Consider the following 25360-nt stretch of genomic DNA (forward strand, 5'->3'; position numbering starts at 1 on the left):
TAGTACTAGTTTGTGTAAAAATAGCTATGCTATGCATAAGTGTATTTCTAAGTTTGGATATCTATATATAGATTTCCCAAGCAAGAATAATAACTTTTAGCTTTCATTTATAATATGCTTTATTGTAGTTATTAATGATGATGTCACTAATGTCTTATCACGAAAAATGATATATATTACAAAAATAATCCTTCATCATAACTCTAAAAAAATTTCAAGAATTTTATCCGCAATTGTGAATTGAAATATATATACTTTGTAAAAAATTAAGAAGATAAATTTCTATTTATATTATAGAAATTTATCTTCTTGATCTATATAAATACTATTAAAATATTATTCTTCAGATAACTATTTTATTATTTCAAGGCATTTTCCCTAAATTCATAGGTTTTAATGCTTCTTCAATTTCTTCAATATTTTTACCTATACTACTTTCAACTGCTGCTGTCACAGCTCCCTCAACTATTGGGCAATCTACTATCTTTATTTTTTCCTTCATATTTTCATCTAGAAATTCTATTGCCATTTCTGCATTCATAAAGGCACTGCCTAAATCGAAAATAATAATTACTCCATCTTCTGAATAAACATCTTCTATTGCAGCTGATATTTTCTCCATACCAGTGCCAACTCTTCCATCTGCTGTTCCTCCAGCCACACCTATAGCTACATGAGGTGCCATTTGACTTGCTAATTCCTTTACACCATCTGCTATATTTTTACTATGCGATATTATCACTATTCCTACCATATATATTCTCCTTCAACGACTATTTTGATGTAACTCAAAATAAAAACTACTAATTTAAAGCTTCATATATTGTTTCTAATATTATTGCAGAAGATGTAGCCCCAGCATCTTGGTGCCCTAAACTTCTTTCTCCAAGATAACTTGCTCTTCCCTTTTTAGCTATAATTTCTTTTGTATGCTCTACACCTTTATAAGCAGCTTCTTTTGCTGCTTTTAAAATTTCCTTAGCTTCAAGCCCGCTATCTATACCTTCTTTTATTGATTTTAATGCTGGCTCTATAGCATCTATCATAGTTTTATCATCAGCTTGACCTTTACCTCTCATTTTTATACCTTTAAGAGCCTCATCTAGCATCTTTGCGAAATCATTAATATCAATTTCCGATTTTCCATTAACACTTACAGCTGCCTTCATAAAAGCTGTTCCATATAGTGGTCCTGAAGCTCCACCAACATTAGATACTAATGCCATTCCTGACTTCTTTAATATACCTCCAATATCATTTCCATCATCGTCTTTTATCTTTTCTACTACAGCCTTAAATCCCTTACTCATATTAAGTCCATGGTCTCCATCTCCAATTGCAGCGTCTAGCTCCGATAAATATGCTTTATTTTCATCTATCTTTTCACTTATTTTTTCTAATATTTCAATTACTTTTTTTCCTTGAATACTCATTTCTATTCCTCCTATATAGCCTAATTTAGATGATGCTTATATATTAAAGCTTCATCTAAATTATAATTCTTTGGTAGCAGAATCCGTCACACTCTTAGATATGCTCTACTAAATTCATCTAATCTCAAAAACTCTACCTAAAAATCTTTGCTTTATATTACTTTAAATGCTGGTGTGTTTGCTGGTGCATCTAATAATTCTTTTAATTCACTATCAAGTTTTAATACTGTTATTGAAAATCCAGCCATTTCAAGAGATGTCATAAATTCACCTACAAATGTTTTATGAATTTTAACCCCTTTTTCCTCCAATATTTCATTTACCTTTTTATTTACTATATATAACTCCATAAGTGGTGTTGATGATAAGCCATTTACCATGACTGCTACTTCTTCTCCACTACTCAATTTGATATCTTCCAGAATTTTGCTCATTAAATGTTCTGTAATTTCATCTGCTGTTTTTATTTCCTCTCTATGAGTTCCTGGTTCTCCATGAATTCCCATACCAATTTCCATCTCATTTTCTCCTAATGTGAAATTTGGTTTACCAGCAGCTGGTACAATACAAGATGAAATAGCCATTCCCATACTTCTAACATTTGATATTACTTTCTCTGCAACTCTTGTAACTTCTTCAAGACTAGCTCCTGTTTCAGCTTTAGCGCCTGCTATTTTGTGTATAAATATTGTTCCTGCAATCCCTCTTCGTCCTGCTGTATAAGTACTATTTTCAACTGCAACATCATCGTTTACTACAACAGCTTTTACATTAATCCCTTCCATTTCAGCCATATCTTTTGCCATTTCAAAGTTCATAACATCCCCAGTATAATTTTTAATTACAAGTAAAACTCCTTTACCTGAGTCTACAGCTTTTATTGCTTCATATACTTGATCTGGTGTAGGTGATGTAAACACTGCTCCTGCTACTGCTGCATCAAGCATTCCTTTTCCTACATATCCTCCATGAGCTGGCTCATGTCCACTTCCTCCACCACTTACTAAAGCAACCTTTCCATCTATTGGTGAATCTACTCTTACTAAAACATCTGCATTTTCTAATTTTTTTATATATTCCGGATGTGCAGCTACCATTCCTTTCAACATATCCTCAAGCACTAGATTTGCATCATTAATTATTTTTTTCATAAAATTCTTCCTCCCATATTTAAATATTCTTTATGATTAAAATTATTTATATCTAATTTGTATACATATGTTGCAATTCACAATTACAGTTAAAATTCTTTTAATATTCTTAGAATTATGATGAAGAATTATTTTTGCAATATATATAAGTCCTAAATAATATAATTCATTCATTATAAAATTATTAACCTTTATTACCTAAGTAATATAATATAACTTTCATGAATTAAATTTTTTAGAATATATGTAAATAATTTTGATTTGTTTTTATTTATATTTGTACTTTTATATAGAGCAATACTCATGCCACAATTTCAATTACTAATTAAATATACTTAAAAGTGTGTATTTTCGAGCCTTCTAGCCTAAAGTGCAAGTAAACATTTACAAAAAATTGTAATATAAATAGTATATCTCTTGGTAAAAAGTATCAAGCTGTTCTTTTTTATCATGATACTTTTTACCAACTTGCTATTTTTTATTCCCAAGTTACCTTTTTCTCTATTCCATATTGTCTTGCCTTCGCGGCTACTGTTTTATGAGTAAGTCCTAATGCTTTTCCCGCAGCATTATAACTTCCATATTTCTTAAGTGCTTTTTCTATTATAATTTTTTCATATTCCTTTAGCGGTAATATTTCATCTGTTTCAATAAGCATGTCTATTTCATTATTATTTTTACTTTTGATTGCATTTTTAACTGTATTTATATCTTTTCTCATATAAGCTGGAAGATCACTTAATTCTATTACTTCTGTTTCATTTAAAGCCATTATTCTCTCTACCAGATTCTCTAACTCCCTTATATTTCCTGGCCATTTGTATTCTAATAGAGATTCCATTGCATCATTTGTTACTACAGTTATTCTTTTATTTATCCTTTTACCTATTTTATCTATAAAGTGTTCTAATAAAGGCGCTATATCTTGCTTTCTTTCTCTTAAAGGCGGCAAAAATATTGGAATTACATTTAACCTATAATATAAATCTTCTCTAAATTCCATTGACTTTACCATTTCTTCTAAATTTCTGTGAGTCGCAGCAATTATTCTAACATTTATTTTTATAGTTTCTTCTCCACCAATTCTTTGAAATTCTTTTTCTTGAATTACTCTTAAAACTTTAGCCTGCATACTCTTATCCATTTCTCCTATTTCATCTAGAAGTATAGTACCATTTTGAGCTAATTCAAATTTACCTAATTTTCTTTTTATAGCTCCTGTAAAAGCTCCTTTTTCATATCCAAAAAGTTCGCTTTCTAATAAGTTTTGAGGTATTGCTGCACAATTTACTCTAATAAAAGGTCCTTTGGAATTCTTACTTGAAAAATGTATTCCTTCTGCAATTAATTCTTTTCCTGTCCCACTTTCTCCTCTTATTAATACTGTCGTATCTGTTTTTGCTGCTTTTAATGTTGTAGCTAGTGCATCTAATATCTTACCACTATGACCTATGTACTTCGAAAAGGCAGAATCAGGTTTCTTAGTTCTCATAAGCTCTTCTTCTAAATAATCAGCTTTTGCGGAGACCTGAGTTAATTTTTCTGAGAGCTTTTGAACTTCTGTTACATTTTTAACTATAGACACAACGCCTGTTATTTCTCCGTCAATTACTATAGGGTTTACATTTGAAACTATTATTACACCATTTTCCTTATAACTTATAGCCCCTATGATACTTTCTCCTGTTTTAAGTACTCTAATTCTTGCCCCCTCTGGAGATACATCTCTAATATTTTTATTTAATATATCCTCTTCTTTTTCGTTCAAAATTCTAAGATACGCCTTATTTACGTATGTTATATATCCATCTGAATTTATAACACATATACCATCTTGTACTGTTTCTAATATAAGTTGTAGCCGCTCTTTTAAATCTTTCACCGTTTTTAGTTCATCTTTAACTTTTTCTAATTTTGAAATATCATTAAATACTGCTAATGCACCTTTAGGTTTCTTGTCTATTATTATTGGAGTTCTATTTATAAGTAATATTCTATTATTTATTATTTCTTTTACCATTAGCTCTGATTTGCCAGTTCTATTTATTTCATGAAGATTTGTGAATTCTATTATTTCATATACTTTTTTACCAATAGCATCACCAGAAGATATCCCTAATAATCTTTCTGCTTCCTCATTGAATATTGAAATTATATCTTTCTCATCTGTAGCAATAATTCCATTAGGTATATTACTAAATACATGCTCCAACGTTATAGTATTATTATTTATTATGTTATCAACTTGATTAATAGTACTTTTATCTTCTAAATCAAAATCACTTTGTAGAAAATCGCATAATTCATCTAGCGGTTCTTTTGGATCTTCTCCATGAACTTCTACTATAATTTTCTCATTCTGCTTTACCTTCAATAAAACCAGTGGCATAAGACTTGTAGCTAAAATTTTCTTTTTATCTTTATAAATTATAAAAAACTTTAAATCATGTCTCTTTTCAAGTTCGCTTACCTTATGAACAACCATAGCCAAGACTCTTGCATGCAATCCTTTACTGTGCCTTATAACCACTTCTTTGCTAAGTATCAAAATTCTTCACTCCTAATCTTAGTTCTTTAACATATATATGTTGCAATTCACAATGCACATTTCACAATTCACAATTACGGCTAAAATTCTTGCAATATTTTTAGAATTATGATGAAGAATTAGTTTTGCAAAATAATATATATATTATTTTAAAATACAATTTTACATTTTCAATAACCTTTAACTCAATTGTATAAATTTCATTTTATCAATTTACATATTATACTAACGCAGGTATAAATGAAAGCTAAATTTTGCCACCCAATCTCTTAATTCATTGGCTATTTATACAATACACTTTAAATAATGCACTTTAAATAATACTATAACTTAAAATTAAAAATATAAGTGATAAAAATCATTCATATTTTTAATTTTCGATTGGCTTAATGAACCTTAACTTTCTGAATCAGTGTTTCCATAACTTATACTCTCAAGTGGTACAATGTCCACATGTTTAATCTGAACATAAAGTCCTAGAGAACAAAAAGTCTCCCCCTTATTTTATAAATAAGAGGGAGATAATAATTAATTATTCTATTATTTTAAATTCATAGCCTTGCTGTTTTAAATATTCTATTATTCTTGGTAAAGCCTTCGCTGTTTCTTCTTTTCCATAAGTATCATGCATTAAAATCAGTGCCTTTTCTCTATTACCAATACTTTTTATAGCTTCCTGAGTTAGTTCATCTGCATTCTTTTTATGAGTACCTTCTGCATCTCCTGATAATGCATTCCAATCAATTTGATGCCAATCCTTCTCATGTAGGGCTTTGTCCACTTTTTCTGCTCCTTGAGGATCCTTTTTACTCCATGTTTCTTGTCCACCTGGAAACCTAATTGATCGTGTTGAAAAATCTTCGCCTAAAACGTTTTTTAAAGCTTTATCTGTTTTATCAAAATCAGACATACAATTCTCCAAGTTTATTTTACCCTTTGGAAATAAGTAACCATAGTCATGTGAATATGAATGTATGCCTATTGCATTACCTTCTGCTACTTCCCTCTTTACTAGGTTCTTGCTTGCATCATCTTTATCAACATACTTTCCTATAAGGAAAAATGTTGCATGTACATCTTCAGATTTAAGGATATCTAAAATTTGAGGGGTAACTGTTGTCGATGGGCCATCATCGAAAGTTAAGTAAGCAACTTTTTTACCATCAGCTCCATCAGGCTTTTGGTTCTTCTCTTGCTGCTCAATATACTTTTCTAAATATGCAACATCTTCTACGTTGCCATTGCTTTCCTTATTAACTGAATCGCTATTTTCTTTATCATCATTAATACTTTCTCCCGTGTTGCTAGCAGCTTGTACCGTCTTACTGCCTGCTGAAAATTTCTGTACTGCTACTATGCTTCCTATAATTACAAGTAATGCAACTGCAACAATTAATATAGTAATTCTCGCTCTCTTAATATTTTTAGTGCTATTACTATTATTACGTTTCATTTTTCTACCTCTTATACATTTAAAAATTTATGATCCTCTATAGCCTTAAGAGACTCATGATAAAAAAGCTATATTATTAAATATGATATTACCTATACAATTTATACTAACATATAAATTTTTTTAAATATATAAACATCTTTTTACAGCTGATGCTTAAACTGACTGTTATAAAGTTCTGTATAAATTCCACCTTTATTTACAAGTTCCTCATGATTCCCTCTTTCAGCAATTTTACCATTCTTCATAACAAGGATTATATCTGCATCACGGATAGTAGAAAGTCTATGAGCTATAACAAAGCTTGTACGTCCTTTCATCATTGAAAGAAATGCATTTTGTATTTTTAGCTCAGTTCTTGTATCTACATTACTTGTTGCTTCATCTAATATGAGCATTGGCGGATCAATTAGCATTACTCTGGCTATAGTCAAAAGCTGCTTTTGACCTTCAGAAAGATTTCCTCCAGATTCAGTTATAATCGTATTGTAACCATCAGGAAGTCTTTTTATAAAACTATGAATAAAGGCAGCTTTAGCTGCATTTTCAACTTCTTCTAAAGTAGCATTTGGTTTACCATAAGCAATATTTTGCCTTATGGTTCCTTCAAATAGCCATGTATCTTGAAGCACCATACCAAATTGCCTTCTAAGATTATTTCTTGTAAGGTCATTTATACTCTTACCATCTATAGTAATCCTACCTTTCTCTAAATCATAGAACCTCATAAGTAAGTTAACTATAGTGGTTTTGCCAGCACCAGTTGGTCCTACAATAGCTATTGTGCTTCCTTTTTTTATATTAACGCTGAAATTTTCTATAAGTGGAACTTTCTTATTATAAGAAAATGATACATTATCAAACTCAACATTTCCATCACAGCTCTCTATATTTTCAGCTTCTTTAGAATCTGCTTTTTCTGGCTCCTCATCTATAATAGAAAATATTCTTTCACAAGATGCAAGAGCTGCTTGAAGCTGAGTAGCTACACTAGTAATATTGTTTATTGGTTGCGAAAACTGTGTTGAATAGGTTAAGAAACTCGAAATAACACCAACACTTAACCCGCTTAAAACCGAAAGTATTCCTCCAACAAGGCCAACTAAAATATATGTAATATTATTTACAAATCTTGTGGCTGGATTAGTAAGCGATGAATAAAACTGTGCAAGCTGTCCGCACTTGTAAAGCCTTGAATTAATTCCCGAAAAGTTCTCTTGTGCTCTTTCTTCATATCCAAAAAGTCTTACTACTTTTTGGCTTCCCACGATTTCTTCTATATAACCATTTAATTCACCTAAAGTCTTTTGCTGCTCTTTAAACATTTTATTTGATCTCTTTGTAATGAAAGAAGCAATAAGAAAACAAAAAGGTGTCATTAAAACTATAACCAACGTTAATTTAAAACTTAAACTTACCATCAAAACAATTGAACTTATTATAGTTATGATTCCTGGATAAAATTGTGTTATTCCTTGAAATAACCCATCTGAAACATTATCCATATCATTTGTAAGTCTGCTTATAATATCTCCATGAGGATTTTTATCAAAGTATTTTAAAGGCAGAGAGCTTATCTTATTTAAGGCTTCATTTCTAAGATCTTTTACTGTGTTATATGCTACAATATTAGCCACTATAGTAAATAGCCACGTAAATAGTGCACTTATTACATATATTACTCCTAGTATTATAATTGTCTTAATTAATCCATCAAAATCAACTTCACCTTTAGCAACTATATGATCAATAGACCTTCCCACTATTAACGGCATAAATGCTATAAGTATATTACTTATTAGCGCAAATATCAGAGATGCAAACATATATCCTTTATATTTTGAAACATAACTAATTAATCTAGAAAATGTACTTTTTTTCATTTACATAGCCTCCTTTGTAATTTGAGAGCTACATATTTCTCTATAAACCTCGGACTCTTTAAGCAATTGTTCATGGTTTCCAACTCCCGCAAGTTTTCCGTCATCTAATACAATTATTAAATCAGCATCCTTTACAGTGCTTATTCTTTGAGTTACCATAATTACAGTTGTATCACTGGAATTTTCTTTAAGAGCTTTTCTAAGTGCAGCATCTGTAGCATAATCAAGAGCACTTAAGCTGTCATCCATTATTAATATTTCAGGTTTCTTTACTAAGGCTCTTGCTATAGTAAGTCTTTGCTTTTGACCACCAGAGAAATTAACTCCGCCTTGGGATATATATGTGTCATATTTTTCAGGCATTTTTTCTATAAAATCTGCTGCCATTCCAATTTCAGCTGCCTTCTTAACTTCACCCATGCTTGCATTTTGAGAGCCCCATCTTATATTTTCTGATACAGTTCCGGTAAATAAAACGGCTTTTTGAGGAACTAGTCCTATATTGTTATCAATTTCTTTTTTATAATAATCTTTAACATTAATTCCATTTAGCAAAACATTTCCTTTGCTTGCATCATATAGTCTAGGTATTAAATTAACTAACGTAGTTTTTCCTGAACCTGTACCACCTATTATCCCAACCATTTGTCCTCTTTTTATTTCAAAAGAAATATTACTTATTGCATCTTCCTTAGATCCTTTATAAGAAAAAGATACATTATCAAATTTAATTATTGGAATATCTTTATTAATATTTTTACTAAACTCAGAATTTCCACTGTACTTAATACTTGGTTCTGTTCTAAGTACCTCATTTACACGAGCTGAACTAGCTGCTGCTTTAGTAAAAGTAACTATAAGGCTAGCAAGTACTATGAGCGCCGATAATACCATGTTTATATAATTTATATAAGCTATAACCTGTCCTGTTGTCATTCCACCTACATTTACTCTTATTCCGCCAAACCAAATTACTGCCATAAGTGCAAAATTCATTATTACACTTGTAACTGGATTCATAAGAGCAGATATTTTTCCTACCTTAATTGCAGTGCTTGCAAGTTCCTCATTCGATTCTCTAAATCTTACTTTTTCACCTTCTACTCTTGAAAATGCTCTTATAACTCTTACTCCAGATAAATTTTCTCTTAAAATAAGCGACAACTTATCAAGTTTTCTTTGAACCACCTTATATAGAGGAAGAGATTTATTCATAATAAGATATATTGCAAAAGCAAAGAATGGAATTGATAAATACATTATAAGCGACAATTTCACGTCAAGATACATAGCCATTATAATTCCACCAATGCAAAGAAACGGTACCCTTATAGCAAGTCTTATAAGCATTGCAAGGCCAAGTTGAAGCTGATTCACATCATTTGTAACACGATTAATAAGAGATGGCGTCCCAAAATCATCAATCTCATTATATGAAAAAGTTCCTATCTTTTTGAACATCTCATTTCTAAGAGCCGTCCCAAACCCTTGTGAAGCAATAGATGCAAAATACTGACATGTAAAAGATGATAACACACCTAAAATTGCCATAGAAAGCATTATTAACCCTATTTCAAATATATAGTTTATGTTTTTTGTTCCTATTCCCTTATCTGTTATAAATATCATTATTGTTGGTATTGATATTTCAAAGACAGCCTCAAGCAACTTAAATATAGGACCTAATGTGACTTGCCTTTTATACGGTTTTACGAATTTTAATAAATATTTCAAGATTTATCCCCCTATCTGTAATGTCTTATTGAACATTCTCAAAATTTCCTTTATCATTATAACAAAAACATATCTATATAAAAAATACATAATATGTATCGATGCCATATATTTTTTGTATATCAGAAGGTGGATAAAAAATGGATATTAAACAATTAAAATATTTTTATGCAATTGCAGAAGAAGGCCAAATAACAAATGCTGCCAAAAGACTTCATATGGCTCAACCCCCTTTAAGCTATCAGTTGAAAAATTTAGAAGATGAACTCGGCGTTAAACTGGTTGAACGAGGAAGTCGAAATATAAAACTTACCGATGCTGGAGTTATACTTTATAAGCGCGCTAAGCAGATATTATCTTTAACAAAATCTACTGAAAATGAATTAAAAGATTTTAAACAAGGAAATCACGGGACCTTATCCATAGGCACTGTATCTTCATCTGGAGCGTCACTTTTAGATAGCAGGTTAAATATATTCCACGAAAAATACCCTTTCATAAATTTTGAAATTCATGAAGGGAATACCTATGAATTATTAGAGTTATTGGATAAAGGTATAATTGAAATTGCTATTGTAAGAACTCCATTTAACAATTCGGGAATAAACTCAATTTTTTTACCAAAAGAGCCTATGGTTGCAGCTATGAGAAAAGACTTAAACTGGACTGATAGTGAAATCATAAACATTACTGAATTAAATAATAAACCCTTGATATTCTATAGACGATTTGAAAGTCTCATATTTAAAGTATGCCAAGATTTTAATTTTCAGCCAACTGTATTTTGCAAAAATGATGATGCACGAACTTCCCTGCTTTGGGCGAATTCTGGACTTGGAATCGCCATAGTACCAAAATCTGCAATAAAATTAATAGGTTCTTCAAGTATAATTTACAAAGAAATTGATAGTGACATATTAACAACTCAGATAGCTATAATATGGTCAAAAACAGGGTACCTTTCATCATCTGGAAAGAATTTTTTAGACCTGTTCGAAAATACGTAAATTTTTAATATCGGACTTGATTACTTTTTAAAAAAGTTTAAAACAACAGCAAACTCGCTGATTATTCAAAAACAGCTTTATAAAGTTCATCAGTTATCCCAATAATTCAGTGGTAACTTTACTAATCACACAATATAATTTTTTAGTCTACTTGATTATCTCATTAGAATATGAAATAAATAAAGCTGAGGCTTTCTTATATAAGAGCGCCCCAGCTTTTAATTAATATTTATAACGTCTCAATCATTGTTAAATATTCTCTAACTATACTCTATAATTTAATTTACTTACATCAATATACGTTAAAGATTAGTTATTTATTTTTAAGCTTTTCTTACATTCCATTTTATAAAATACACTACTCCAACGCTAGAAATAGTAGTCAGAATAACGATGCTAAAAAGGCTAAAATTAAAATCTATTAATTGTCCAAAAATCAGTTGTCCAGGGGGCACGCTTACTGTAGCTACTGCTGTAGAAAAAGCACTGACCTTTCCAAGCATATCTCCCCTTACTTCCTGTTGAATATAGTTTAAAGATATAATATTAGATAAAGCCAAAGATAACATTATTCCAAAACCTCCAAATGAATAAAGCCCTAAAATAAAGAATTTATTTTCAGCATTTAAGTATACAGCTATTCCCATAATTATTAGAGCAATTACCATAGGATACATGGTCTTATGTAATTTTTTCACACTAAATAATTTAGGCCTAAAGGTTATTGCCATGCCTCCTATTATCATGCCTGCAACAAATATAGCTTCTATAAAACCATACATACTGGAAGGCAGACTCATTTGTATATTAATAAAATATGGAGTCACAACACTTAAAATCGGCACCACAAAAATATTAGTCAGAGCATAAGAAACTATGATTCCTAAGACGATTGTCTTTCTTTCCTTTAAATATATAAAACTCTTTTTCATTTCCTTTATTGATTTTAAGATAGGATTTTTAAATTTCTCCCTTATTTCCAAATCAGGAATATTTAAAAATAACTCTAAGATTGCGCATATTAAAAAGCTTATAGCATTTATTATTACAACCAGCTTTATTCCAATAAAACTATATAAAATCCCTCCAAGTACTGGTCCAAGCAAATTAACTACATATCCAACCTGCTGAATTATTCCATTAGCTGAAGATAATTTTTCCTTTTCTATAATTTGAGGAATAGAGGCTGTAACGGCTGGACTGTATAAAGTATAAATAACACTTAACATAAACATTACAATACCTACTATTATGGTATTATCTCTTCCACTCATAAGTATTATTCCATAGGCGCCCATTAATACACTACTTACAAAATCAAGATAAACCATTATTTTTTTCCTGTTTACTGTATCCGCAAGGAAGCCTGCAATTGGTGCAAATAAAACATATGGAATAGTTGATATTGCTAATATGGTTGAAAAAACTCCAGCACTTCCTGTTAAATTTAAAATGTATAAAGACATACAAAATCTCTGAATTGCATTTCCAAATAGAGATATTATCTGACCAATAACAATTATAATAAAGTTCTTATTTCTCATGTTATCCTCTCATAAGTTCATATTCTACGCAGATTGGATACTCACCATTTTCACTTAATTGTAATTTAACATCTATTCCGTAGATTTTTCTTAAGTTTTCTTGTGTTATTACTTCCCTAGGAATACCCTTGCATATGATTTTCCCCTGCTTTAGTCCAATGATATTACTTGCAAATCTGCAGGCATTATTTAATTCATGAAGAACTATTACAACAGTGATATTATTCTTTTTATTTAATCTCTCTAATACCTCTAATACTTCAAGCTGGTAAGACATATCTAAATAAGTTGTAGGCTCATCTAACATGATTATATCTGTTTCCTGAGCCAAGGTCATTGCAATCCATGCTCTCTGCCTCTGGCCTCCAGATAGATTATCTATTTCCCTGTCTGCAAACTCTTTAAGACCTGTCTCTTCTATTGCCCAGTCTATAATTTCTTTATCGTGACTATTTAGGCCTCCAATCATCTTTTGATGTGGAAATCTTCCATAGGCAACTAATTCTTTAACAGTAATTCCGCTTGGACATGTTGGCCCCTGAGGCAGGAAGGCAACTTGAGTAGCAATTTCTTTTTCCTTTTGTTTTTTTATACTCTTTTCATTTACAAAAATTTCACCGTTCTTTGGTTTTATTATTCTACCTATAGTTTTAAGCAGAGTTGATTTTCCACATCCATTGGCTCCTATGATTATACTTATTTCTCCTTTAGGAATCGAAAGATTCATATTATCTATTATTAAATTATCTTCATAGGCTACGGATAAATTTTTTACACTAATCGCTTCCATCTAATTCTCCTTCATCATTAAGTAAATAAAATATGGTACTCCAAAAATTGATATTGTAATTCCAACGGGTATTTCAATTGGAGAAAATAAATTTCTTGAAACTGCATCTGCAAGTAAAATTATTACTGCACTTATAATCGCAGATATTACAAGAAAGTTTTTATGATAAGGTCCAACTAACCTTCTCGCTATATGAGGACATATTAAGCCTATAAATCCAATATTACCTGCAAAAGCTGTAGCTGCTCCAGCAAGAATAACCGCAAGTGTTAAGAATTTTTTTCTCTCCTTATTTAAATTTAATCCAAGGCAAACTCCATGTTCATCTGATAAATTAAGAACATCTAATTTCTTATAATTCATGATTACTAGAGTAAACATTATAATAACTAATGGAATTATTATTTTTGCATAATCCCAACCTGAACCCCAGAGACTTCCAGATGTCCAGATTAGCACTCTGTTATAATCACCAGCCCCTCCTCTAAAAGTGAAAAAAGTTATAAAAGCACTTAAACCTGCATTTATTCCAAGTCCTATAAGAAGCAGTCTCTTTGGCCTTACTCTATCTTTGCTTGATAAAAGGTAAAGTATAATTGCTGAAATTCCTGCACCTAAAATCGCCATAAGAGGCAGCACATAAATAGATAAAGCACCAAGTTCACTATAGTAATCCTCAGTTTTTAAAGAAATAAAAATAACAGCTGCCACTGCTGCTCCAGCATTAATACCTATTATCCCTGAATCAGCTAATTCATTTTTTGTTATTGTCTGAAGGAGTGCTCCAGCTGTAGATAGGGCTATTCCTACTGAAATTCCAACTAAAAGTCTTGGAATCCTGGTGTTTAAAAGTGCTGCTTTCTGTAGTTTTGTTCCCCCTCCAAGGAGCGTATTTATAATATCTAAAGGTCCTATTTTATAAGTTCCCCAGCTCAAATATAATATTAAAGATATAAACAGCAAGGCTACTAATATTAAAACTGTCATTTTAAAATTTTTCTTTTTCATATCAGCCTTTCTCCTTTCTCGCTACAGCTATAAAGAATGGAACTCCTATTAAGGCTGTGAATATTCCAATTGGTGTTTCATAAGGATTTAAAAACATTCTTGCAGCAATATCAGCATAAGTTAAAAGAACTGCTCCAAATAAAAAAGAACAAGGTATGTTTATTCTATAATCTTCTCCTAAAATTTTTCTTACAATCTGAGGTACAATAAGTCCAACAAAACCAATATTTTTACCAACAGCAACTGCACCTGCACACATTGGTATCATAACAAGTAAAGTTATTAATCTTATTTTCTCAGGATTTTGCCCAAGGCTTATTGCAACATCATCTCCAAGACTTAATATATTTATCTTTTTTGAAAGTAAAAGTGCAATTATTAAACCTATGGTTGCAATCACTGAAACTAATTTAAAGTCTAACCAGGTTGCATTTCTAAAACCTCCAGCTACCCAAAAAGCAAGAAGCTGGGATTGGTTTGATAATAACCCTACAATAGTTGTAAGAGAAATAAAAAAGGTACTCATAGCAGTTCCTGCTAAAAGTATTTTTGTAATTGAACTATTATTTGCTTTTCTTGATATAAAACCTATTACTATAATTCCACTAAATATTGAACCAATTAAGGCTGCTATCATAACATTTGTAGTATTTATTGAAATTCCCATAGCATAAAATATTGCAATAACCAAAGTAGCTCCCTGGCTTACACCAAGAAGCGATGGTTCTGCTATTGGATTTCTTGTTACTCCCTGAATCATGGCTCCTGTTACACCCAAAATTCCTCCTGTAAATAATACACATAGAACTCTAGGAATACGTACATCTCTAATAAGTACAAGTTCAAGCTGTTCACTATAGTTAAAAATACTATGCCATATTTCAGAAATTCCAATCTGGGTAGCTCCTAGGCTTACGCCTAGGATTAGACCCACTATCAGAATAAAAATACTACAAACTGTAAAAGTTATTGCATTTTTATTATTTCTTTTCATTTAACTTCTCCACTATTTCATCTAAAAGTTTTTCTCTTCCTATTGGACTATAGCCTTGATTAAAATAAGGTGAGGATGGTAATTTAACAACCTTGCCATTCTTTACTGCTGGAAGTCCATTCCATATTGCATTTCCTTCAAGAGTTTTTGAGTCTTCATCAGTTGCAAGAACGAATATATTATCTGCTTTTATTGCTGCAAGTCCTTCATATGTTACAACTGGTAAGCTTATATCAGTCTGCTCTGGCATACCTTCTGGTTTATTTAAACCCATATCTTCATATAATACATTTCCAAATCCAGCTCCATCAAATACATAGAATTGACCACCGCTAGCTAAGAAGGATAAATAAGTTGCATCTTTCCCCTGAGTTTCCTTAATCTTATCTCCTGCTTCTTTTGCTTTTTTATCATAATTTTCTATCCAATCATTTGCTATATCTTCTTTATCAAAAACTTTTGCTAAATTCTTAACATCTTCCTTCCAATTTAATGCTTCTGATTTAATCATAACTGTTGGTGCAATTTCTTTTAACTGATTATACATTTTTTCCTGTACTGTTGAAATTATTATTAAGTCAGGATTTAAATTCATTATTGCTTCAATGTCCATAGTGTCCTGCATGCTATAACCTACTATTGTTGCATCCTTTAATGTATCTTCTAAATATGTAGGTAATTTTTTATAATTATAAGCATCACTATTAGCTGTTCCTATTACTTTATATCCCAAAATTGATAAAACATCACTCTTACCACTTAAATCAACTATTCTTTGAGGATTTGCTGGAATTTCAATTTCTCCTTTAACATCAGTTACTTTAACAGTTTTATTCTCCTCTTTTACTGTAGAATTGCTTGTATTTGTACACCCAACTAATATCATTGACGTTAAGCAAACTGCTAAAAGTTTCTTAGCCACTGAAATTTTCTTCATTTTGTATCTTCCTTTCATAATTTATATTTTTTTCCACTATCTAGCTACTGTGAAAATTCAATCTAGAGCAATGGGCAAAGTGAATTACACTCTACTTTTCTATTAATGTAGAGACTAAGTAATACATTTCTATACAGAGTAACCATTCATTATAAAAATCCAACTCAAATTTATACATAGATCATATTCTATCTGAATTAAGTTCCACTTTATTATTTCCGACAAAAACAATTGTATATGATATTCATTCTCATTTCAATATTTGCACCAGATTTAATTATTTTTGCACCTTAATTGATTATTTTTGGCTTATATATGAATTAAATAACTTTATACTATCAATTACTTAAGCCTGAAACATATTAAAAATTATTGAATCAAATCCCCATTAATCCCCAGTTTATATCCATCAACCGTAGTATCATAAAGCATTTCTCCTGATGTATTTAAATAATACCATTTTCCACTCTCATTTAGCCATCCAGTTTTCATCGCTCCGTTTTCGCTTAAATGGTACCATTTGCTATTTTCATTAATCCATCCTGTCTGCATTATTCCAAAAGAATTTAAATAATACCATTTATTCTCGTCGTAAAGCCATCCAGTAGCTTTAATATACTCTGGCTTATTATAACTCCAGCTTCCATCTGTATTCATTATCCATCCTAATTTTTTTGCTAAAATCTCTTCTGGCCCATATCCTTCTACCTTTATCTCTTCTGTATCCTCTGATTTTATTGAGTAAACATCAACATCTTCACTCCAAATTATCATATGATTTTCATCATAAACCGATAAATTATCCATAGATCCATCTACCTTATAAATCTTATCCCATTCACTGTAATTATCAAATTTATATACAATTCCATTTTCAACCTTCCATAGGTTTCCATTCGTATCGATATCTATATTTTTTATTTCTTCTGCCGCAATATTATAAGCATATACATAATTTTGATTTCCTCGCTCTTCATATAATGAAATAGTTTGAATTGTTATTGTTCCTGAATCTTTTATATACTCAACTATATATCCTCCTGCCACACTTATTTGGGCCCCATCAAGTAGACTTACAGATGTTCCATCTGTACCAGAAAGTATATATGTAACTGTATTTTTAGCATAGTTAGCACCATCTATCTTATCTTCAGCCTGCTCTTTTGAAATCTTTTGTATAGCTAGAAAACTTACTGTTTTACCATCATTTTCACTTGTATCAAATGCATTTCCAGCATTTACATCAATCCCATCTATTTTACTTATTATTTCATCACTTTCAATAGTAACCTTTGCAGTTCTATATATATAATCTGCATCTTGTCCGAGTACATTTGACTCTGAAACGTATGCTCTGGTTCCTTCTTTTTTATCAATTGTATTTGTTAATGTAATAATATTGCTCGATGTCGTTGCAATCTTAATTTTACCTAAATTGTAATCCGCATCTATATAATTTCCTTCTGAATCTGTGTAAATATTATAACCATCATAATTAGTAAAATACCAGCTTTTTCCGAATTTGGTATTAGGGATTTCAACTAAATCGTTTTTCAAACTAGTATCTGAATATCTTCCTTTAGTGTTTTTTCTTATCTTTCTTGATAACGCCAAGTATGCATTATCTACATCATCCTCTATTAAGCTGTTTTCCGACAACTCACCATTTGACATGTCCAAATAGTAATCTCCATAGTTCATCTCAATATATTTATCTAAGTATGTTCTATAAACTTCTCTTTCAATATCTATATCATTAATTTCAGTATACTTATCTCCATTTAAATAATATGCCCCTTCATTTTCAGCCTCTTTTGTCTCTCCCTTAATATAAAACTTACCGTCTTTATAAGCCGCTGCTTCATAAATAGTTCCTTCTTCTGATGGTATTCTAGGATAAGTCTCTGCCTTAACTTGCATTGAACCCGTCACTGACACAATTGCTGCTAAAGCTAAAACTGATTTAATTTTATTTGTTCTTCTTTTCATAATTCCCTCCGACTTCTAACTTTTCTAAAATATACTTTACAACATTTTATAATTAGTTTAGAATTTATTCTTAACCAAAGCAATTGTAGATGATATTCATTCTCAATGCAATATTCACATCTAATTTAATTAGTTTTACATCTTAACTAATCATTTTCTTGTTTTGAGTATCTATATCATATGTCTAATAATATAAAAATTAAAGGAGTATTTTATGATTGTAAAATCTAGTGATGAGTTTAAAGCCGCAGTCTTAAAAAAATTGAATTTTAGTAAAATTGAAAATGAAAATTATACTTTATATACAAATAAGGATAGACCCGAATTTGGTCATTGCATTATTTATTCAAGGGATGGATATTATAGTTTAGGTATTGCGGATTATACTATTCCTAAAGACTTTTCCTTATCTTTTTCTAACCCTGAGCTACTAATGCGTTTTGGATTAGTTTATAAGGGAGTTACAGAATTTCAGCTTGAAAATAATCCTGTATCCTCTTTTACGCCTTCTTCATTCTTTGTTGTAGAAAAAGATTTAAAAGGAAAACAAAAATGGGCAAAAGGTCAGCATTATCATGGAACTGAAATAACTATACATGAAAAATATTTCACCGAAATTATAAAGCCTAATTTTTCTAATGCGATCGATTTTGATTCTTTTATTAGAAATTATACATATATCTATCTTCCTCTAGAAATTACAGAAATTATCCGTCAACTACAAAGCTTAGCTAATAAAAACTTATTAAATAGTATTTACTTGGAAAGTAAAATATTAGAATGTATTGCTATTTTAATAAACGAGGTCAATAAATCTCCTGAGAATGCTTTTACTAATCAGATTGACTATGGAAACATTAATATTGGTAATAATAGAATAGTAAGATTAACCTCTTTTGATATTCGTGCTATTCAAAAAGCTCATGATATTTTATCTAAAAATTATCATAATCCTCCAAATATAAATAGCTTAAGTAAGATGGTCTTTTTAAATGAGCAAAAATTAAAGGCAGGATTTTCAAAATATTATCATATGTCGATTGGTGAATATACAAATCATATTAGAATGATTATTGCTGCAAATCTTTTATCAACAACAGATTTAAGTATCGAGGAGATAGCATATAAGGTTGGATACAATTACTCTGCTAATTTTGCTAAAATGTTTAAGAAAACATATGGAAAAACACCTTTAAATTTTAGAAAACTCAAGTAAAAATATTACTAAAAGAATTTTTACATAATGGTATTGACAAATTATAATTTAGATTTATAATTATCTTAAGTGATAATCATTATCATTATTAAATAATAATATTTAATAAAATATAAATATAGTTTAAATATAAAAATGAATTTTAGGAGGTAATATATTATGTCATTAATAGGAACAGAAGTAAAACAATTTAAAGCATCAGCTTACAAAAACGGTGAATTTATAGATATCACTGAAGAAAATTTCAAAGGTAAATGGAGTGTAGTTTGTTTTTATCCAGCAGATTTCACATTCGTATGCCCTACTGAATTAGAAGATTTACAAGATAATTATGAAACTTTAAAGGGGCTTGGTGCTGAAGTATATTCAGTTTCAACAGATACACACTACACACATAAAGCATGGCACGATAGTTCAGAAGCCATCAAAAAAATAACTTATACTATGATTGGTGATCCTTCACATACATTATCTCGCAACTTTGATGTATTGATTGAATCTGATGGTCTTGCAGATCGTGGTACTTTTATCATAGATCCAGATGGTGTTATTCAAGCAATTGAAATTAATGCTGGCAATATCGGTCGTGATGCAGCTGTAATAGTAAATAAAATTAAAGCTGCTCAATATGTTAGAAATAATCCTGGCGAAGTTTGCCCAGCAAAATGGAAAGAAGGCGCATCAACACTTAAACCAAGCCTTGATCTTGTAGGAAAGATCTAAGAGGTACGCCTATGATACTAGATAAAGATATAAAACAACAATTAGCTCAATATCTTGAGCTTATGGAAGGTACTGTACTTATAAAAGTCAGTGCTGCTTCCGATGATATATCCAACACTATGGTTTCTCTCGTAGATGAACTAGTTTCTATGTCTCCAAAAATAAAAGCTGAAAAATCAAAGTTATTAAGAACTCCTAGCTTTAGCATAAATCGTACTGATGAAGAAACTGGTGTAGCTTTTGCAGGAATCCCTTTAGGACATGAATTTAATTCATTAGTACTAGCTCTTCTACAAGTTAGCGGAAGAGCCCCAAAAATTGACCAGAAAACAATTGATTCAATTAAGAACATTAAAGGAGAATACCATTTTGAAACTTATATTAGTTTAAGCTGTCATAACTGCCCAGAAGTTGTTCAATCTCTAAATTTAATTAGCATCCTTAATCCAAAGGTCACTCATACAATGATTGATGGTGCCGTTTTTAAAGAAGAGATAGAAAGTAAAAATATACTTGCAGTACCATCAGTTTATTTAAATGGAGAATTCTTTGCAAGTGGCCGCATGACTATCGAAGAAATTCTTGCAAAAATCGGAGAAGCCCCAGTTTCAGAAAATTTTGCAGATAAAGATCCATACGATGTGCTTGTTGTTGGCGGCGGTCCTGCAGGTGCAAGTGCTGCTATTTATGCAGCTCGTAAAGGCATTCGTACTGGAATTATCGTTGAACGTTTTGGTGGTCAAGTATTAGATACTATAGGTATTGAAAACTTTATAAGTATTAAATATACAGAAGGCCCTAAACTTGCAGCAAGCCTTGAAGAGCATGTCAAAGACTATAACGTTGATATAGTAAACTTACAACGTGCTAAGAGTATAGAAAAAAAAGACCTTATTGAGATTGAACTAGAAAATGGTGCACGTTTAAAGAGTAAAACGGTAATAATTTCGACAGGTGCCCGCTGGAGGAATGTCGGTGTTCCTGGAGAAGAAGAGTTTAAGAATAAAGGTGTGACATATTGTCCTCACTGTGATGGCCCTTTATTTAAAGGGAAACATGTTGCAGTCATCGGTGGAGGTAATTCAGGCATCGAAGCTGCCATTGACCTTGCTGGAGTTGCTAGTCACGTAACTGTTTTTGAATTTATGCCAGAACTTAAAGCAGATTCAGTTTTGCAAGATCGTCTTTACAGTTTGAATAATATAACCGTCTTAAAAAATGTTCAGACTAAAGAAATTACTGGAACTGATAAGGTAAATGGAATTACCTATATTGAACGTGACACAGGAGAAATTAAGCATGTTGAATTAGATGGTGTATTTGTCCAAATTGGACTTGTACCAAACACTGATTGGCTAGGAGAAAATATCCAGCGCAATAAATCAGGTGAAATTATAATTGATAACCATGGTGCTACTAATGTATCAGGAGTATTTGCAGCTGGAGACTGTACTAATACCCCATACAAGCAAATAATTATTTCCATGGGATCAGGAGCAACAGCTGCCTTAGGTGCATTTGACTATCTAATAAGAAACTAATAAAAGAATCCCTTTGCTATAAAAACTATTACTGCAAAGGGATTCCTTATTTTTTCTTATATTCTAAATTATTATTTCAATCTAAGAATTAAAACTATTTTAAATTTCAATTCTTTCCAACTATTCCATCTGTTTTCCCTCTACCTTTATCTTTGTTATTAGGAAAACCAATTTCTGCACCAACATCTGACTTTACCGTATTTGAGTCAGTTCTTTTTTTAGATAGTGAATTTTTATGCACTCCGCTATTATTTAATGACATTTGAATCTACCTCCTTAATCATAATTTTATTTTGCAGTAATATGTTAACCACAATTATAAATTATACTCGGTAGTAATATTATCATAAAAAAGATTCTAAAATTATATAAATAAGTTTAACTACTCTATAGTATCTAAGCACTTAATTATACACTTCTCTTTGCTCCATGCTCCATCAATATATTTTCAATAGATTTATTTTTACAAAGATATAGCGGTGTGTGACCTAAATTATTCTTTGAGTTTATATCTAGTCCAAGAGAAACTATTTCGTTTAAGTATTCTTCAAACTTATCAGTATCACGACAAGTTAAATAGTCATCATGCAAAAGAGTATTGCTATACTTATCTCTATGTTTAATATCTGCACCATATTTTATAAGAAGATTTAAAAGCTCTACCGAATAATTAAAGTTACAATAAAATATAGGAGTTTTTCCTGATATATTTTCAGCATTTACTTTAGATCCCTTCTCTAACAGTAATTTAATGACGTCCATCTTAGGACTTACTCTCGCACAGATTCTATGTAATGGTAGTTCTTTCAAATAACTTTGATTACTATTTATATCAGCACCATTATTTACTAGAAATTGTATTATGTCAAAGTAATTTTTCTCACAATTATCTATAGCAAAATGAAGCAGGCTAGTATCATTATATTTTTCATTAATATCTCCGCCATTTGTTATAAAGTTTTTAAGTTCCTCCAAATCCCCTTCTTTTATTATTTTCAAAATAGATTTTGGTCTTGACCCAAACAAAATTTCATGAATGTTCATGATAATTACCTCCAATAAATTACTATATATCTTTTAGTGATTTTTAATTCGAATTATTTCCTCACAAGTGAATACTTTCTTTTTTAATTCATCTATACATTTTAACATCTGTTTCATCAGTTTTTCAATGCTAATATTCTTTAAATTATATCTATATATCTATCAAGGTCATAAAAATATCCTTCATAAGTTTTAAATAATAATCTTTATAGTTTTATAACTAGTTCTAGTTACATTCGAACTTATATTTAGTTTGAGATACAAAGTAAATGAACTAAGTTTTTTGGTTCCTAACTATTTTAAATAATATGCATATTAATATACAATTTTATATTTTCCAGTAATTTAATATCTCTTTATATATCATCTAACTAAATTAAACTACTCATTTTATCTGAATAAAACAGCATGTATATTTATACAATATTTTGACATTATTTGTAGTATGATTTTTTTTGAAAATTTATTTTATGTAGATTATAATTTATTTTATGTGTATAAATTAGTAAAAAGAGGTACTATCATGAATAGATTTGAATTATTTAAGTTAAGATATAATATACGTTTAAGAAAATGTCTCCTAAATAATATGCTTTGTATTCTTTCTCCTAGAAATAAAATAGTTATCCGTATTTCTCAAAATCTGGACAAGCACATTGTTAAATATCAAAAAAAGGCCTAAGAATGAGGATCTTAGCCCTTTTTTGATGATTACTCATCCCTCTCATAATCATTAATTTTATACCCATCCTTATTTTACTATCTTTCAACAATATCTTCACTTATTTTTATATTACTTTTTTATGTGTATTTTTATCTTTTTCTACAATATCCCGGTATAAATTTATTTTTTCATGTCGTTTTAGAATTCAACATAGGATATATAGTATTTTCATGTCATTGATTGTAATACGATTTATTTTGATAAAAAACTCCTTATATTTTATACTTTAATTGTACGAATTTACTTCAATACTCTCTAATTTTAGAGCGGCTTATTTCCTTGATAAGTCGTTCTTTTTTATAATCATTTTTTGAATAAATTCAGAAAACTAACGCAACAAAAATCTATAAATCCAACTTTATTCCTATATAAATATTTTTAATAACTATTAAACTTTATTTTTTAGTTCTTCTTTTCTTTATAGTAAGCGGTCTACTTTTTTGTATAGATAAACAATTTAATAATTAGACTTATTAGATGAACATATTCACCAAGTTGCTAAAACTTTGAATCCATATCTTCACTAGAAATCATAAATATATTTTCATAGCTTTTTGGAACAAAATATTTATGATTTCGGAAGTTACCACATAAATTTAATTTTAGAGTTGGGTGTCTGCATATCAGTGCTAAAAATTTAAATATTTATTTTGTTTATATTAAGTTAATAAATTTGACACAATCATGTAACATTAATAATATACAATTAAACTTGTAAAGTAGTTAAAGCATTATTATTTATCCCCTTAAATAATAATAAAAGAATGACTTATTTCCCTAACTAAGTCATTCTTTTTTTTGTACTGAACAATATTATTTAAGCACTTAGAAATACTCAATATCACCAATACATAAAATGTTATTATCATCTTGTAACTGTACTTTGTAAAGCTCCATAATCATCAAATTGATAACTCTTGCCTGCATCCAAAATAGAAGTATTAACCATTTTCCCTCTTAGATTTTCGACATCAGTCTCTGATTCTCCATCAAAATTAGAAAAGTAGAACCAATTTTCATTAATGCTTTTCCATCCTAAACAGCGTTTTCCGTTCTCCATGTAATACCAGTTAAAACCTTTGGTACTACCCAATTGCTTCCATCCAGTAAAATTCTGTCCATTTTCTGTATAGTACAAATAGTTATTTTTATTTATCATTTTACCAATAACTTTATCATTCTCTATATAATAGTAATTATTAGATATATTCTTGTTTTCTCCATTTTCAATTTTCCATTTATAAGAATTTGAATCTTCATATTTTCCGCTAGGATTGCTTGCTGCAACTCCATTTGAATATATTCTATAACCATTTATTTGCGTATCTTTAGCCATATATCCATTTTGATAGAAATAATACCAATTTCCATCAACTTTTCTCCAACCAGTAGCCCATAGATTTCCTTCACTATACCACCATCCAATATTATCTTGCTTCCATGATGCGTTTGCCCCTACTGGGTTCAATAGCATTATTGATGTGGCGATCATTGATAAAGCTACGGCTTTTTTCCAACAGTTTTTTATCACGTTATCATCCCCTTAAACCTTTATATCATAATTATATATGATTTACATATTTTGTCAAACTAATAATATGCATTGTTGTATTCATTTACCAAATTCATATTATTTTAAAT

General features: G+C 30.1%; 20 protein-coding genes. 4 read left to right on the forward strand and 16 right to left on the reverse strand.

All coding sequences use genetic code 11. From position 1 onward, the window contains the following. Nucleotides 1-364: 364 nt before the first annotated feature. From dhaM to L1S46_RS18355, 7 genes are all read right to left on the reverse strand, one after another. Entirely contained in the window at nt 365-754 is a 390-nt protein-coding gene (gene dhaM, locus L1S46_RS18325) for a dihydroxyacetone kinase phosphoryl donor subunit DhaM (RefSeq protein WP_238900662.1), read from the reverse strand. A 49-nt stretch (nt 755-803) separates the two neighbouring features. Beyond that, nucleotides 804-1433: a dihydroxyacetone kinase subunit DhaL gene (dhaL, locus tag L1S46_RS18330; protein WP_012058375.1), complete on the reverse strand. Its 630-nt coding sequence runs from the start codon at nt 1431-1433 to the stop codon at nt 804-806. Nucleotides 1434-1585: 152 nt separating this feature from the next. Beyond that, nucleotides 1586-2584, reverse strand: a complete 999-nt coding sequence (gene dhaK / locus L1S46_RS18335) for a dihydroxyacetone kinase subunit DhaK (protein ID WP_039771984.1) — start codon at nt 2582-2584, stop codon at nt 1586-1588. A gap of 478 nt (nt 2585-3062) precedes the next feature. Further along, complete coding sequence (locus L1S46_RS18340) at nt 3063-5132, reverse strand: sigma 54-interacting transcriptional regulator (protein WP_238900663.1); 2070 nt, start codon at nt 5130-5132, stop codon at nt 3063-3065. Nucleotides 5133-5664: 532 nt separating this feature from the next. Next, a complete protein-coding gene (locus tag L1S46_RS18345; protein WP_039771980.1) occupies nt 5665-6585 on the reverse strand; it encodes a polysaccharide deacetylase family protein in 921 nt (306 codons plus the stop codon). Between the two features lie 143 nt (nt 6586-6728). After that, the gene (locus tag L1S46_RS18350; protein ID WP_039771978.1) at nt 6729-8468 is read right to left on the reverse strand and encodes an ABC transporter ATP-binding protein; all 1740 of its coding nucleotides are present in this window, start codon (nt 8466-8468) and stop codon (nt 6729-6731) included. Next, the gene (locus tag L1S46_RS18355) at nt 8469-10202 is read right to left on the reverse strand and encodes an ABC transporter ATP-binding protein (RefSeq protein ID WP_154861687.1); all 1734 of its coding nucleotides are present in this window, start codon (nt 10200-10202) and stop codon (nt 8469-8471) included. Between the two features lie 140 nt (nt 10203-10342). On the opposite strand from L1S46_RS18355, the gene L1S46_RS18360 reads away from it, so the two are divergent. After that, nucleotides 10343-11209 (forward strand): LysR family transcriptional regulator, encoded by an 867-nt coding sequence (locus tag L1S46_RS18360; protein ID WP_023975879.1) that lies wholly within the window; start codon nt 10343-10345, stop codon nt 11207-11209. Between the two features lie 323 nt (nt 11210-11532). Here L1S46_RS18360 and L1S46_RS18365 read toward each other — a convergent pair whose 3' ends face one another. The 6 genes from L1S46_RS18365 to L1S46_RS18390 form a co-directional block, all read right to left on the reverse strand. Further along, complete coding sequence (locus tag L1S46_RS18365; RefSeq protein WP_238900664.1) at nt 11533-12753, reverse strand: MFS transporter; 1221 nt, start codon at nt 12751-12753, stop codon at nt 11533-11535. Nucleotide 12754: 1 nt separating this feature from the next. Beyond that, nucleotides 12755-13543, reverse strand: a complete 789-nt coding sequence (locus L1S46_RS18370) for an ABC transporter ATP-binding protein (RefSeq protein WP_238900665.1) — start codon at nt 13541-13543, stop codon at nt 12755-12757. Then, nucleotides 13544-14551, reverse strand: coding sequence for an iron ABC transporter permease (locus L1S46_RS18375; RefSeq protein WP_039771971.1), 1008 nt, complete (start codon nt 14549-14551; stop codon nt 13544-13546). It lies immediately after the preceding gene. 1 nt (nt 14552) lies between these two features. Then, a complete protein-coding gene (locus tag L1S46_RS18380; RefSeq protein ID WP_039771969.1) occupies nt 14553-15545 on the reverse strand; it encodes an iron ABC transporter permease in 993 nt (330 codons plus the stop codon). After that, nucleotides 15532-16482, reverse strand: coding sequence for an ABC transporter substrate-binding protein (locus tag L1S46_RS18385; RefSeq protein WP_238900666.1), 951 nt, complete (start codon nt 16480-16482; stop codon nt 15532-15534). Before L1S46_RS18385 ends, L1S46_RS18380 begins: the two co-directional genes overlap by 14 nt. 369 nt (nt 16483-16851) lie before the next feature. After that, nucleotides 16852-18471 (reverse strand): N-acetylmuramoyl-L-alanine amidase family protein, encoded by a 1620-nt coding sequence (locus L1S46_RS18390; RefSeq protein WP_238900667.1) that lies wholly within the window; start codon nt 18469-18471, stop codon nt 16852-16854. 214 nt (nt 18472-18685) lie between these two features. On the opposite strand from L1S46_RS18390, the gene L1S46_RS18395 reads away from it, so the two are divergent. From L1S46_RS18395 to ahpF, 3 genes are all read left to right on the forward strand, one after another. After that, nucleotides 18686-19687, forward strand: coding sequence for an AraC family transcriptional regulator (locus L1S46_RS18395; RefSeq protein ID WP_012058362.1), 1002 nt, complete (start codon nt 18686-18688; stop codon nt 19685-19687). 159 nt (nt 19688-19846) lie between these two features. Further along, on the forward strand, nt 19847-20410 hold the full coding sequence (ahpC, locus tag L1S46_RS18400; protein ID WP_017212628.1) for an alkyl hydroperoxide reductase subunit C: 564 nt from the start codon (nt 19847-19849) through the stop codon (nt 20408-20410). A gap of 11 nt (nt 20411-20421) precedes the next feature. Beyond that, on the forward strand, nt 20422-21951 hold the full coding sequence (gene ahpF, locus L1S46_RS18405) for an alkyl hydroperoxide reductase subunit F (protein ID WP_238900668.1): 1530 nt from the start codon (nt 20422-20424) through the stop codon (nt 21949-21951). A gap of 106 nt (nt 21952-22057) precedes the next feature. Here the strand turns inward: ahpF and L1S46_RS18410 are convergent, their stop codons facing one another. The 3 genes from L1S46_RS18410 to L1S46_RS18425 all read right to left on the reverse strand — a co-directional run bounded on the left by L1S46_RS18410 (nt 22058) and on the right by L1S46_RS18425 (nt 25250). After that, the gene (locus tag L1S46_RS18410; protein ID WP_023975888.1) at nt 22058-22213 is read right to left on the reverse strand and encodes a hypothetical protein; all 156 of its coding nucleotides are present in this window, start codon (nt 22211-22213) and stop codon (nt 22058-22060) included. 146 nt (nt 22214-22359) lie between these two features. Next, on the reverse strand, nt 22360-22995 hold the full coding sequence (locus tag L1S46_RS18415) for an ankyrin repeat domain-containing protein (protein WP_039771959.1): 636 nt from the start codon (nt 22993-22995) through the stop codon (nt 22360-22362). A 1589-nt stretch (nt 22996-24584) separates the two neighbouring features. Then, a complete protein-coding gene (locus L1S46_RS18425) occupies nt 24585-25250 on the reverse strand; it encodes a cell wall-binding protein (protein ID WP_238900669.1) in 666 nt (221 codons plus the stop codon). Between the last annotated feature and the right edge of the window lie 110 nt (nt 25251-25360).

Origin of the sequence: Clostridium sp. YIM B02500, assembly GCF_022324665.1 — a bacterium.
Lineage (GTDB): Bacteria > Bacillota > Clostridia > Clostridiales > Clostridiaceae > Clostridium > Clostridium beijerinckii.